Genomic DNA, 14,957 nt, shown 5'->3' on the forward strand with positions numbered 1-14,957 from the left:
TTTTTTTATTAAAACTTATTTTAACTTTTTTTAAGACATCCTTTTTTTATTTAAATGATTGGCTTTTTTTTAAGATGTTTAATGCTTATTTCATGTTTTCAATTAATTTTTATGGGCATTACTAATTTTTTTTAGATATTTAATATTGGGCTTTTTTTTAAATTAATTCTTTCACATTTTATAAATTGATTTAAGCTATCTTATAAATCACTTTTAGTTATTCGGACATTTGACAAATCCTATTTTTAAACAGTTTTCATCATTAAACTTATACCTAAAATATTTAGGTCATGTTTTTTTATTGTTTCTATTTTTTTTTTTTTTTTTTTAAATGTGGAATTTTTTATATTCAAGAATTTTTTAACAAAACTTAATTATAATTAAATACATATTATTTTCGTATAAAGATTATTTTAAAAATATTCAAATAATGTTTATATTTTATTAAAAAATTCACGAGGTGAAAATTTGAGAAGTTACAAGCTTATGATATTTCTGGTTTTAATTATCGGAATCTTATCAATTGGTGCTGTAAGTGCAAGTGATTTGAATAATGCTTACACTTCGGATAACGGTTCTCAATTATTGGACAATTCAAATACTGTTGATATTAATTCATCTAATAATGTTGGAGCGGATTCCCAAGTTTTAAGTTCTACTGAAAATTATAGGAATTCTACAGTATCCCCATCAAATAATACTCCGATTAAAACTTCAAATACTATACAAGTAAGTTCAAGTAATTATGATACTTACTTTAATGATAGTGGTTTTGTTAAATCCGGAATATCCTCTGGAGATACTGTTGATTTAACAGGAACTTTCAATAATAAAAATTTCATATTCGATATTCCTGTTACTGTTACTTCAAGCTCCAATGCAAAATTAAATAATTGTACTGTTAAAATCACTAAAGGTGGTGACGGAAGTACAATAAGTAATCTACAATTTGAAAATTACCTTTCACATGGAATTGGAGTCTTTGTATCTAATGTTAGTGATGTGGTTATAAACAATATCAATTTTTATGGTGACGGAAATGGGGCATATGGTATTTTTTTAAACAATACCAATAACTCTAAAGTTATATCAAATAGGGTAACTACCAAGTCAGCTTCTTCTGATCAAAAATGGACTCGTCCAGCTATTGTTTTATCAAATTCTTTCTATAATATAATTGATAAAAACTATGTGGAAGTGGAAGATAGTAATGGTATTTATTTATCCAAATATAATGGTGGTGTATCTGATTACAACAATATTACAAACAATGTTGTAAATTATACATATGCCTCTGTTACTAGCTGGTCCTATGGTATAAATCTAATGGGTTCTTATAATATTGCAGAAAATAATACTGTAATAGGAGCTTACAGGGGTATAGTTACCCAAACCGGTGCTGGAAATCAGATTATAAACAATACTTTAATAAATCTAAATGGTGTTGATTATAGTACTGGTTCTATAACTGGCGGTGATTGTGCAATTGAATTAACTCCTAATTCCATAGCTATTGGGAATAAGATAATCAATTCCTCTGTTGCCAATGGTATTCATATATCTGGTGATAATGTAAATGTAATTAACAATACAATTGATTGTACCTTGGACAATAGTGTCGGTGTTAGTGTCGAAGGAAGCAATGCCAGTGTTGTAGGTAATCTGATCACTGCAAGAAGTAATGGTATATTTGTTGTTGGACCAATTTCAAATATCCTAATAAATAACAATACTGTTAACACCGATAGTATCGGCATACTTGTTAAAAAACAGTCAAGGGTTAAATATCCTGTAAATGTTGTTATATCAAACAATACCATTAATACAAGTGGAGATGTTGCAATTAATGCACAGGAAGCTGGAGGATTATCCAATGTAACCGACGACAATATTGTCAACGGTAAGACTGTGGTTTATCCTGGAATGGAACCTTCAACTGGGTATGATGACAATACCTATAAGTATAATGGTACTGTTATACACATCACTCCTGATAACGTAGACAGTTACTTTGATAAAAATGGAATAATGAACACTTCAATTGAAGATGGTGATGTTCTTATTTTTGAGGGTAACTTTAATGGTAAATACTTTGAGATTTCATCATCTGTAAAAGTGTTAGGTGAAAATGCTACCTTCGGTAATTCTAGTTTTAGAGTTAAAAGTGATTATGTTACATTAATCGGTTTAAACATTTTAAATAATGATTTAAACAAGATCAATCAATGGCCTGTACATGTTCTAGAGGCAGATTATGTATTCATATATAATTGTACCCTTAACATTACCGATAACAAAACCGCATATGGTATATATCTTCAGGATACTAAAAATGATAGACTTGAGGGTAATATTATTGAAGCTAGCGGTACTCTTTTAACCTATGGTATAGTTGGATATGAAGTATATAATACTGCAATTAAAGGTTCTGAGGATAATACAAACTATATCATGGTTTATGGTACTGGTGAAGTTCATGGATATGAGTCAGGATTATGTATTGACGGAGCACACTTATTTAATGAGATCTATAGGACATACGGTATTTTATTATTACACTCATCAAATAACACCATTGCAAATAACCTTGTAAATGTCACATCAAAACTTAATCAGGAATCTAATGGTACTAATTCAATAGTTGGTATTGACCTATACTTTGATTGTTTTAATAATACGGTTTCTAATAATGAAATTTATTTGGAAGGTAAAGATCCATATATGTATGGTACTGGTGTTTTAGCTGCTGAAACTGGTTCCGGTACAACCGGTGCTAGTGGAAATAACTTTACATTAAATACTATTAATATAAATGGTCCATACTTTACAACTGGAATTATTATTGGGTATAAATCAAACAATACCTATGTTGGTCAGAACAGGATAAATCTTAATTCAGGTATGTATACTTATGGAGTAACCCTTGAAGAATCAAATAATTCTACTTTGGAATCAAATACCATTGATGGTAATGGTAAACGTAATTATTTAGTAGAGTTATACTCTTCAAATGGCAATACTATAGCAACTAATACCATTGAAGGTAATGGGGATTATACCTATGGGATAGCTGCTTACTCAGGTAATAATAATGTTATTTCAGGTAATGTAATCAATGCTTATGGTATTCCAAACAGTCCTGTTAATAGTACTGGGGATCATGGTGATTCTATTCCTTTAGGAATTGCTGGTATCTACTTCATTGTAAATTCCGAAAATAACTTCATTGAAAACAATACAATTGCAACTAATGGAACATATGCCGTAAATATGTCTAGTGTTAACAACTATGTAGTATCCAATAATCTTACAGCTTTATCCAGACATGGAAACAATGCAGTTAACTATAAAAATGACAATGTCTTTGATAATGGATACTTGACCTATAATATGGACATAGTATCTGGAACCACAATTAAACAAGGAGATAAATTGATTGTATCTCTTAAAGATTCCGACGGTTTTGCTTTAGAGGGTAAAGAGATTTTATTTGTTATTTCTGGTAAAACTTATTCACGTACTACAAATGAAAATGGTACTGCTTCAATAACAATAAATCTTAATCCAAAGACTTATCCTATAACTGTTTCATTTACCGGAGACTCAGTTTCAAGTATGATAAGTAAGGATGTATCTTTAGTTGTAAAATCAAAATCTAAAACTGCTACTGTTATAACTCCTACTGTATCTAATACAGTTAAAAAAGGAAGTGCCTACAGCTTTAAACTTACAGATAAAAATGGAAACCTACTTAAAAATCAAAAAGTTAAAATTACCATTGCAGGTAAATCCTATACTAGAACAACCAATAGTAATGGTATGGCGTCAATCAATATTAACCTTAGACAAGGCAAATATGTAACATCTATAATCTATGCAGGTAATTCTAATTACAATTCTGTAACCAAGAAATTTAATCTAGTTGTAAGAACGAGTAGTGTAAATACTAAGATATATGTTAAATCCAGTACTGTTAAAAAAGGAACTGATTTTGTAGTAACTCTTAAAGATCAATATGGCTCTTTATTAGTTGGTCAAAAGGTTTATATTAAAATATGCGGTAAAACCTATACTAAAGTAACTGGTAGCAATGGTGTTGCTAAAATTAGAATAAACCTTAATCCTAAAAAATATACTATTTATACCTCATATAAAGGTAGCGGTATATTTAAGAAAGCAAGTACTGTAAGAACTAATTTACTTGTAAAAAGATAAATGGATTTTTTGAAGTATTTTCTAAATACTTCTTTCTTTTTATTTTTTAAGTTTTCAGTGTTTTAATTAATTTTCTTATTTTTCTGTTTTTTTTAAGTTCTATCTTTTAGGTTTTTATTGTTTTCTTATTTTTCTGGTTTTTTAAACTCTTTTTTGTGTTAATCTTTTATTTGTTTCTTCTTAGTTTTTTTAAACCCTTTTTTTATAGTTAGTTATTGTTTATATCTTTTTAAAGCTATTTTTACTAATTTATGTATTGGAATATACAATTCATTAAAATAGTATGTTTTTTATTAATTGTCATTTTATAGGAGAATATCCTTAAAATGTATAATAAATTTCATTTTTTCAAGAAACTTTAAAAACTATTTCTATATAATTCTATTTCAATAATTATTTAAATTGTAAATTTAAAATATAAATGTATATTATGAAAAAATATTTAAATTAAAAATTAATATTTCTTAAAGAAATTACACTTTTATGATTATTTTTTAAAGTTTAAATCTTTAAAATAATTGTTATTAAGGTTTATATTTAAATTTAAATAGTTTATAACCTATCTATAAAAAAAGAAGGAGATTATAATGAAGATTGGAATGAACCATGGTGCTGGTGGAGCAGTTATGGAAAAACTTATTAAGGATACTATCTTAGAAAATATATCTAAAACATCAGTTAATGGTGGTGTAGGTTTAGATGCATTAGACGATGGTGCTACCATACCTGTAGGTGACTATGAGATAGTTGTTACTACTGATGGCCATACCGTAAATCCATTATTCTTCCCAGGTGGGGACATTGGTAGAATTGCTGCTGCCGGTACTATTAATGATGTATCAATGATGGGTGCAAAACCTTTATGTATTACAAACGCTATGATTGTTGCAGAGGGATTTGATATTGATGACATGGATAGAATAATGAAATCTATGGATTCAACTTGTAAGGAAGCAGATGTTGCAGTAGTTGCTGGAGATACTAAGGTTATGGAATCTAGTAAATTAGATGGAATTGTAATTGTAACCACTGGTGTGGGTATTGCAAAGAAAGGGGAAATTATTAAGGATTCTACCTTAGAACCTGGCGATAAGATCATTGTAACTGGTAGTATTGGTGATCATGGTATGAGTCTCATGTCCTTTAGGGAAGGATTCGGATTTGAAACTGATTTAAAATCTGACTGTGCACCTATGTGGGGTATTGTTGAAAAGGCCCTTAAAGTTGGTGGAGTCACTGCAATGAAAGATCCTACCCGTGGTGGTTTTGCAAATGCCATTAATGAAATGGCGGATAAATCCGGTGTAGGTGTAATACTACAAAATGATGCTATTCCAATTAAAAGGGAAGTTCATGCTGTATCTGAAATGTTGGGAATCGACCCATTTGAAGTTGCAAATGAGGGAAAAGTTGTAATGGGTGTAAAAGCAGATAAAGCAGATGAGGTTCTTGAAGCTATTAAAACCGATAAATATGGTAAAGATGCTGCAATCGTTGGTGAGGTTGTAGAAGGTGAAAAGGTTATTATAGAAACAGGTGTTGGTGGACAAAGAATTCTTGAAACACCTATTGCAGATCCAGTACCTAGGGTATGTTAAAGCATTAAAATTTAATTAATTTTGGAGGTCTATTATGGTGTCAATGATGGTTAAAAGAACAGTTGCATATATCTTGGACTTTTTAGTAGTCTCTGCATTTATGTGGCCTATTTCATATCTTTTGTATCTGTTTGTTAATCCTGTAATGAGATATCAGATTTTCCATTATTTTATAGTTGTAGCTCCAATTTTAATAATTATCTATTTTACTTTCTTTGAAAAGTTAAGGGGCACAACCGTTGGAAAAATGTTGATGTTTATTGAGGTTGAGGATGAGAAGGGCGGTCCAATTACCTACAGGCAGGCCATTATTAGATCTGTTTCAAAATTATGGTGGTTCCCAATTGTATTTGACTATCTAATTGGTCTTCTATATGGAACTAAAGATGAACGTCTTTTAGGTCAACTATCTCATACAAAGGTTGTAGAAGAGGATAAATCAAAATTCAACTCTTGATTTTTCTTTCATTTATTTTTTTAATATTTTTCAATTCTGTTTTTTCTAATTTACTATAAAATCTATTGTTTCCAATTCTATTTTTTATAAAACTTTTAGATTCTTTAATTCTATTTTTTTTAATCTATTGTTTCCAATTCTATTTTTTATAAAACTTTTAGATTCTTTAATTCTATTTTTTTTAATTAACTATAAATTCTAATTAATTTTCAATTTTATTTTATCCTTTATAATTTTTAAAAAACTTTATTGTTTTAAATTATTTAAATGAGTTTTAGATTTAAAATTTTTAATAGTTTTTAAATTTTATATTAAATCTTTTAATAAACTTTTAATTTAAACAAATCAAATTTTTAATTATATATTTTATTATGGTATGGTCATGATGTAACTATGAAAAAACATGGATATTTTAATTTTTAATATGGAAATTAATTTAGAATAAGAATATCTGGTTTTTTTAATTTTTAAAACGATAAAAAGAGTTGGATTTGTGTAAAAATCTTGAATTTTATTTATAAAAAAGTAGTTAACATTAGGCAATTATCAAAAAATTAGTTTAATGTATAGGAAATGTTATTGATAAGGTTAATAGGTAAATTTCCAGTTAATCCATATCCTTCATAATTTATCTTGCTTATAATGGTTTTTGCATCAACTGTACTTTGACTGGAGTTGTTAACATCACTAACATTATTACTTACATAATATGTATTGTGATCTATTTCAGACTCCTCTTTTAAAGTAGTATTGTAACTACTGATACATATTATAATCGCCCCAATTACTAATATGATTAGTATAATATCTGTAGTTTTTTTCATACTCACTATTATTTCAATTCAATTATTTATTTTTTGTTAATACTGTAATTGTTTATTATTAAGTTTGGTTGAATTTTTGAAGATGTCGATTTTAGATTGGAATGTTTTATTATATGCTGTGGTTTAAACTACACCTAAACCCTTCTTGAATTCGGATGGAGGTATATACATTACCTCTGCAAATCCGTTTTTAAGAAGTATTTGATTTAGATTTTCACCATTTTCATCGTATACTATTGCAAGGGTATAATTATCAGCATCTTTGTTTTTTGCATCGTCTACATCAAGATAAACAGTTTTATTTAAACATCTCTCTGTAATAAGGTTTTTAGATTCATCATATCCGTCCTCTCCTTCCTTGGGTGTTTTTAGTCCAACAAACCTAACCCTTTCCCTAATGCCGTCATCAGTCTCGATTTCAATAGTGCTTCCATCAATTACCCTGGTACAAAATCCTGTAACTTCATAATTTGATGAGTCATTCTCAGTTAAATTGCTTTCGTTATTAATAGGTGTGTTTATATTTTCCTGGTTTTGTGTATCGTTGTTTGTCTTTTGATTATTGTAGGGGTCGGTATTTTTTTCATGGTTTTGATTGTTGTTTGTAGATTGCTTATTGGTACTTGCAATACTCTTATTTTCCTGATTTTCGCTGTTTTTACTTAAACTTTCTTTAATATTGTCTAGGCTATTATTTGTCTGGTTCTGGTTTCCAGTTAAATTTGCACTATTATTGTTTGTTGGTGTCTGATTTGAATCTAGGCTACTGTTGTTATTGGGATTGTCCTCAACAATAATGGGACCATTATCACTGTTCATTTTGCTGCCATTATCATCCATATCATGATTACTGTTAATTTGACTGTATGCCACTCCACACATTACACCAGTCATTATAACTAGAGCAATTATTATATAATAAACAATTTTTTCCATACTTTATTGTTTTATATAGAAGATATTTATTTTTATTGAATCTTTTTATAAAAACTGGATATTTTTTCTTGAAATCCTATTTGAAAATTAATTTTTTTATAATGGGGTATTATGATTTTTATAATAGAAGTGAGCTTAATATTTTTATAATCTAATATATAAATAAAATAATAATTAGTTTAATTTAATTTAATTTAATTTTATCAATTTGATTTTTGGGGAATAAATATGGAAAATAAAGATATTGATAATTATTCTAGCTATGATTATGAAAACCATCCGAATATTAAAGGAGTTCAGGTAATTAACGGTGTTAATAATTTCCCAATTAGCTGGTTAAACATTCAAGGTTACTGTGAATATGAATTGTACCTACAATATTTTAAGGGGGTTGTAGCACCTCCAACTATGGCCATGAGAACGGGCACTAAAGTTCATAATCAATTAGAACAGGAATTTAAAAAAACAGCAAAACCTGCAAGCTTTAAAGAAACAATGGAAACATCAAAAACAATTGAAACTAAAACCCGTGAAATGTTTATTATAGAGCCGGAATATGGTATACGCGGTTTTATAGATGAGGTTCAAATGACCCCTAATGAGTTTATTATTATAGATGATAAACCTGGAACTAGGGCTTATCCATCACAGATAAACCAGGTCAGGGCATATTGCTTGGCATTTAAATCCCTTGTTGAAAGGGAGGATGAAAACAATACCCGTAAGATCATAGGTGCTTTAAGACAAAGAGGTACTGACAATGTTTTCTACGCTGAGGAATTTGACGAGGATGTTGAAAAGGAGATTATATATTTAATCAATAGAATGCAGGGTTTGTTTGATGGCACGAAACCCTTTATTCCAACAAAAAACCCGAATAAATGTAAGAGTTGTAGATTTAATGATGTATGTGAATATAATCAATCATGATTTTTAATCTATTTTTTTTAATTGAGAGTTGTATATAAATGGGAAATATTAGTTTTAATGATTTTAAAATATCAAATGAGATTAAAAAAGCCGTGGAGGAAATGGGTTTTGAAGAGCCGACTCCCATCCAAAAATTGGCTATTCCTCCGGCATTAAATGGTAAGGACGTTATTGGTCAAGCACAAACAGGTAGTGGAAAAACGGTGGCCTATGCAATTCCTGCTTTAAACAAGATTTGGATTCCTGATAAGTCACCACAGGTTCTTGTTTTAACTCCCACACGTGAATTGGCTATCCAGGTTGCAGGGGAATTTGCCAAGTTATCAGAATTTATGGATAAAATCAGGATTTTACCTGTTTATGGAGGTCAGCCTATTGGAAGACAGACCAGGGTATTGAAGAAAGGAGTCCATATTGTAATTGGTACATGTGGACGTGTACTTGATCATTTGAGAAAAGGAACATTGGATATTTCATCTATTGAAACCCTTGTCTTGGATGAGGCTGATGAAATGTTGGATATGGGGTTCATTGAGGATATCGAAGACATAATCGCTCAGACGCCTAAACAAAGACAAACTTTACTTTTCTCAGCAACAATGCCAAATGAAATAAAAATAATTGCACAGAAATATCAGAACAATCCTAAATTTTTAAAGGTTAAGGAAACCAGGTTAACCGTTCCCAAAATTGAGCAATATTATTTTGAGACTCCAAGAAACAAGAAAATATCTGTTCTATGTAATCTTCTGGATATGTATGATATTAATCTAGCATTAGTTTTCTGCAATACAATAAAACAGGTGGATTTCTTACAGAAAAAACTTAAAAGTAGGGGATATTCCGTTGGAGCTATCCATGGAAAAATGAAACAGGATAAAAGAAACAGAGTAATGAATAAGTTTCGTAAAGGTAAAATAGATATTCTCATTGCAACTGATGTGGCTGCAAGAGGTATTGATGTAGAGAATGTGGATGTTGTTTTTAACTATGACGTACCTAATAGTGATGAGTTTTATGTTCATAGGATTGGTAGAACAGGAAGGGCTGGAAAGGTAGGTTATGCTTTTACCTTTGTATCCGGAAGGGATGTCAAATATCTAAGAAGTATTCAGGAATACACCCATACTAAGATAAAACAGAGAAAGGCTCCTACATTTGAGGATGTGGAGAACAGACGGTACAATATAATATTGTCTGATGTTAAAAAGGTTATTGATAATGATAACTTGGATAGTGATATAAAGTTGATTGAGAATTTGATCTTAGATGACTATAATTCCGTTGAAATTGCAGCTGCCTTGTTAAGGCTTTTAAAAAAAGAGAAAGATAATTAAAAAATTATAAATTTAAGTATTTTCTATTCTAATGACATTTTGTTTTATTGATCGGTTTTTATTTATATTAAACATTGATTGGGGCTTTCTATCTATTAATAATAGGTTTTATTCTTTATAAAAGATATTGATTAGAGTTTTCCATTAATTACATTGTAATTAACATCCTCTTTTTCAACTTCTTTAATGAAGCTTTTAGTCATGTTTCCTACAGATAAGGCCATGACATTAAGTCCCTTTCTAGCGGCTGAGGCAGTTGATGCAGCTACTGCAAATTCAATATCGATAGGTAAATTTAGTTTATTTGTTATGGCATGTGCGACGGTACCAATCACAGCTACCTTATCTATTTGATTGTTTTCTCCCCATTCTTTAAATCCGTTTTTATAGATACTTTCTATTAAATCCAAATCGGTTACCGCAGATCCTCCTTCTTTGATAGTAGGTATGGTGATAATTAGGACCTTACCAATCTTTAAATCAATCAATCCGGTAAGTTCACCTAAAGCTACATCTTCACCAGTTTTAGCAGGGGAAATCGCTATTGCATTAGCTGATTGCTCCTTATGGCTTGCATAAAGTAGACCCTTTTCCATAAATATTCCTACTTTATCTCCTTTTTCAATATCTTCCTTTGCAATTGCAGGCCATACTGATTGATAGTGGTCCATAATCTCTAAAACACTATCTGAGTATTTACGTAATGTGATTGCATCCCTTTTAACTTTTTTAATACCTTCCTGGGTAATCTTATATGGTGAACGTCCTTCTTTAGAAGTAATATAACCTTCATCGATTAATGATTTGATATTTTCAGAAACTGCTTGTACTGTTATTCCTAAACGGTCAGCTAAGTCTTTTTGCTTAAGATGAGGTTCTTGCTTTGAAATTTCACTCAATATTTGAAATTTTGTCATGGAACCTCTTTTTTTGAATACTTCCATAATTATCCCTCATTATTTAATAATTATTAAACATTACTTGATATAACTTTTAAAGTAATCCTTATTTAAATTTTTTCTAAACTTCTTTTGCCAATCAATCAATAATATTTGACATGTCTGGTTTTTTTTATAATTGTGGACAGTTTAACAATTCTTGTAATGAAGTTTAGGTATTATGGTCAATTCTATTGTGGATAAACCTTATTTAATCATATGAAAACTTATTTTTGTGTAAATCTTAATAAAATTGATATTTTTTTAGATGAAATAAGTTTTAATAATTTTTTTATATTTAAAAATAGTTTTAGGTTAATTTATTTTTTTTAGTAAAATAAGTTTAAATGAATATTTGAAGGGATTTTAAGGTAAATTGTAGTTATAATTTACCTTCTAGTTTTTCATCAAAGGTTTTTAAAAATTCCTCTTTACACTCTTTTGGAATGTATGCACCACATGCCACAGCATGTCCTCCACCGTTACCACCTAAATCCTGTGCAACCTCACGGATAATGTTTCCAAAATGAACTCCATCATATGCCAGTAGCCTTGAACATCTAAGTGAGATTTTTAAATCATCGTTGTCTTCACTTACCTGTGTAAATCCTATAATCGGTTTTCTCCAATTTCCGTAAGACAATACCATTCCGGTTATGGTTCCAACTACCTCACTTCTAATTCCACTACCGTCAAAGTATTGAATGTTATTCATCTCAACAATGGCATGTGACTCTTGGACTTCCTGAATCTTTAAGGCCAAGTATCTTCTATGGTTTCTTGAGATATATTCAAGTTCATCTAATGCATCTGACCTATTGCCTTTCAATATTTTAAGTGCGACCATTTCCTCCTTATTTCTTGCACATGCATTCATTGCGGTTGAAAATTCTGACGCATCACGTAGAAATGTATGGTCCTCTTCCTGTAGGAATTCATAACTATCTGCAGCTACAAGTTTCGGAATATATTCAACATATTTTCCAGAAACTTCCCTGGATAACATTTTAACAAGTGCGGAGAACAATCTGCTTTTTTCCGGTTTTGTAAGGTCACTTAAGGTTGTATAATGATCATCTGTTGTTTTAGGTATATTTAATTCATTTAACAATGCAATACATTCTGTCTTACTGTTTGTGATTGGCAAGGTCACGTCTGAGAAATAGGACAACGCTACAAATAATGGTCTTGTTTCCCGACCATAAATAGATAAGTCACCTATCTTTTTTACATATCCTCCCTTTATCGCATCATTTAATATGAGCTTATTAAGGCCTTCCATTTTACCGGTATGGGTATTTTGCATATCTCCTACAGCGGATAGAACTCCAATCCAACTTAAATCATCATATCCGAATTCTTTAGCAAGATAATAACATAATCCCCCACCACAAATATAATATGAACCATTAATTCCAAAATGCATCGGATTTATCTCAAGGAATTTAAAGTCTTTTGTATCCCTGTAGTTTAAATCCCTAAGTGGAGGGTGATGGTCCAATATTATGATTTCGGAGTCTTCAGTTGCATATTTTTCAACAGGTTGTCCGGAACCTAGATCTGAGAAAATGGTAAGTTTATGGGTTAATGGTAAATCTTCTAGTTTATCAAGAGAAACAAACTCTATCTCATAATCTTTACCTAGTCTATCCATAATTATTGAAAGAATTGCTCCTGAAGATATTCCATCACAATCATTATGGCTGTAAATTTTAATATCTTCATTATTAAGAATAATCTCTTTAGCTTCCTTGTATAATTGTTTCATTTGGGTAGGTAACTCTTCAATTGTTTCTTCCAATTCTATACTCATTTTTTAACCTTAATCTAATATTTTCGTATTTCATTATTTATTTTACTTGCTACAGCCCTTAAAAGTTCATTTTTTTTCATATCTGTTTTTACAGTTACCCTTCCGGAATGTTCATACCATGAACCGGGATAACTTTTATATTTTTCAATTGCTGGCTGTAGGTGTAGTTTATAACAAGCTTTTCTGATTTCTTTAAGTGAAGGATCATCCACAGACTCATCTTTAGCTATTTTACGACCTTCGGAAATTGTTCTATTAGAATCTATATATACTGGCCATATTACAGTGAATTCATTTTTCATAGTATAGCTCCTAATTATTTAAATATGATTAAATTAACTAACAATAATATATAATTTAATTTAAAACAGGTTTTTAAGATTAGTTAAAGTTTTAACCTTAATCTTAAAAGTTTTTAACTAACTACATTAATAAATTTAATTATCAAATCATCTTTCCATCTTTCAATGTCTTCTTAGATTTGATATGGTCTTAATTTTCAATTAAGTTTTGGATATTTTATTAAATTTAATTATTATAGTTTTTATAATGATTATCTTCTTATCCTTAGACTAGCTATTTTAATCCAAGACATATTTCTTATTTGAGATAATCTATTTTAATTTCATAATTAATAAGATATTTCTTTTTTATAAATATTAAAGTTTTATAATTTATTAATTTTCATAATCAATTTCATATCGTTTATATCTTTCTGATTTTCTTTTATTTCCACGCTTATTATATCTTCTCTTTTTTTGAATGGATCTGTTAATCATTTTTATAATAATGGAACATAAAAGGTTTCCTTTCCATTTACAATTATAATGGCTTCTAAATATTTCAAACTCTCTTAGAAGTTTAATCTTTTGGCTGTTGTCTAAATCTGCTCTTTTATATAAACTGATCCAATTAAGTAAAAATGGGTTTAGAATTATTTCTGTATTCTCGAATCCATGTTTATTACATAAGTTTGAACATTTGGCGTAACCTAATAGGGAATCATAGACCAATCTATAACTTATATCTTTTGTAATGGATTTGTCATCATCAGAATCTCTCATATAATAATTATAGATAAATGTATTGTTTAAAAATATTATACCATCGGCTTTAAAATAGGCCTCCATTATGAAATTCAAATCCTCTGCAGAAATCACCTCCGGAAACCTAATATTGTTTGATAAAATTAAATCTGCATCATATATTTTGGTCCAGAATGATGGAAGTGATTTAAGTATGTCAATATTGTCCTCTAATCTTTTAATGTAAATCTCATCAAATACTCCGTCTTCTGTTTCCGGATTCTTAATGGTTCTTCCATAGAATATCCTTCCAAAGATATTCCTCCAAAGACTTCCCATAATCCCTGTAAGTGTGATATTATCCAGAATATCATCATTATATTCACTAAGACTGTCCTTGAATGCTGAGTGGGATTTTTGGACAAGTTCCAGATTAGGGCTTATATAGTTGTCTGCACGGTTTTCTTTTGTCATTAAATTGACATCGGTATAGATACGTTTATATCTTCCATATACAATCTGGGCATTACTGTGGGTGATTTTATTATAAAGTATTCTACATGCATCCCTCTCAAAACTATCATCTGAATCTAAAAACATAATATAAGGTGCTTTGACATGTTTGAGTCCTATGTTCTTTGGTCCATAGGCTCCACCAATATTGCGTTTAAGGTATATGGCCTCAAAACTTTCATATCTTTGACAGTATTCGTCAATTATAATTCTACTGTTGTCGGTAGATTTATCATCGACGATTATAACCTGCAGATTTTTAACACCTATTGTCTGATTTATAATGGAGTCCAGTGCATTTTCCAGTGTTTTATCCCCATTGTAAACAGGTACAATTATACTAATCTTGTATGACATAATCTATCTCATTT

The 14,957-nt window shown here is 29.6% G+C and carries 11 protein-coding genes; 5 read left to right on the forward strand and 6 right to left on the reverse strand.

Annotated features, from left to right (window positions below; genetic code table 11):
• Positions 1–468 precede the first annotated feature (468 nt).
• The 3 genes from ON24_RS01340 (at position 469) to ON24_RS01350 (ending at position 6,270) form a co-directional block, all read left to right on the forward strand.
• A complete protein-coding gene (locus ON24_RS01340) occupies positions 469–4,215 on the forward strand; it encodes a right-handed parallel beta-helix repeat-containing protein (protein WP_040681667.1) in 3,747 nt (1,248 codons plus the stop codon).
• Positions 4,216–4,802: 587 nt separating this feature from the next.
• Positions 4,803–5,813 carry a hydrogenase expression/formation protein HypE gene (hypE, locus tag ON24_RS01345; RefSeq protein ID WP_016358726.1) on the forward strand — a complete coding sequence of 337 codons (1,011 nt, stop codon included), beginning with the start codon at positions 4,803–4,805 and terminating at the stop codon, positions 5,811–5,813.
• A gap of 34 nt (positions 5,814–5,847) precedes the next feature.
• Positions 5,848–6,270, forward strand: a complete 423-nt coding sequence (locus tag ON24_RS01350) for an RDD family protein (protein ID WP_016358725.1) — start codon at positions 5,848–5,850, stop codon at positions 6,268–6,270.
• A 554-nt stretch (positions 6,271–6,824) separates the two neighbouring features.
• Here the strand turns inward: ON24_RS01350 and ON24_RS01355 are convergent.
• Both ON24_RS01355 and ON24_RS08895 read right to left on the reverse strand, forming a co-directional pair.
• Positions 6,825–7,094 (reverse strand): hypothetical protein, encoded by a 270-nt coding sequence (locus ON24_RS01355; protein ID WP_040681668.1) that lies wholly within the window; start codon positions 7,092–7,094, stop codon positions 6,825–6,827.
• Between the two features lie 123 nt (positions 7,095–7,217).
• Positions 7,218–8,030, reverse strand: a complete 813-nt coding sequence (locus ON24_RS08895; protein WP_236254909.1) for a thermonuclease family protein — start codon at positions 8,028–8,030, stop codon at positions 7,218–7,220.
• Positions 8,031–8,258: 228 nt separating this feature from the next.
• Here ON24_RS08895 and ON24_RS01365 point away from each other — a divergent pair, with 228 nt between their 5' ends.
• Together ON24_RS01365 and ON24_RS01370 are read left to right on the forward strand one after the other, a co-directional pair.
• A complete protein-coding gene (locus ON24_RS01365; RefSeq protein ID WP_040681669.1) occupies positions 8,259–8,960 on the forward strand; it encodes a CRISPR-associated protein Cas4 in 702 nt (233 codons plus the stop codon).
• Positions 8,961–8,998: 38 nt separating this feature from the next.
• Complete coding sequence (locus ON24_RS01370) at positions 8,999–10,297, forward strand: DEAD/DEAH box helicase (protein WP_050553510.1); 1,299 nt, start codon at positions 8,999–9,001, stop codon at positions 10,295–10,297.
• 131 nt (positions 10,298–10,428) lie between these two features.
• On the opposite strand, the gene ON24_RS01375 is transcribed toward ON24_RS01370, so the two are convergent.
• From ON24_RS01375 to ON24_RS01390, 4 genes are all read right to left on the reverse strand, one after another.
• Complete coding sequence (locus ON24_RS01375) at positions 10,429–11,241, reverse strand: DUF7839 domain-containing protein (RefSeq protein WP_016358720.1); 813 nt, start codon at positions 11,239–11,241, stop codon at positions 10,429–10,431.
• A 376-nt stretch (positions 11,242–11,617) separates the two neighbouring features.
• Positions 11,618–13,024, reverse strand: coding sequence for a single-stranded-DNA-specific exonuclease RecJ (gene recJ, locus ON24_RS01380; protein WP_040681720.1), 1,407 nt, complete (start codon positions 13,022–13,024; stop codon positions 11,618–11,620).
• Positions 13,025–13,062: 38 nt separating this feature from the next.
• Positions 13,063–13,350 (reverse strand): signal recognition particle subunit SRP19/SEC65 family protein, encoded by a 288-nt coding sequence (locus ON24_RS01385; RefSeq protein WP_040681670.1) that lies wholly within the window; start codon positions 13,348–13,350, stop codon positions 13,063–13,065.
• 375 nt (positions 13,351–13,725) lie between these two features.
• Positions 13,726–14,943, reverse strand: a complete 1,218-nt coding sequence (locus ON24_RS01390) for a glycosyltransferase family 2 protein (RefSeq protein WP_050553511.1) — start codon at positions 14,941–14,943, stop codon at positions 13,726–13,728.
• Between the last annotated feature and the right edge of the window lie 14 nt (positions 14,944–14,957).

The organism is Methanobrevibacter boviskoreani JH1, assembly GCF_000320505.1.
GTDB lineage: Archaea > Methanobacteriota > Methanobacteria > Methanobacteriales > Methanobacteriaceae > Methanarmilla > Methanarmilla boviskoreani.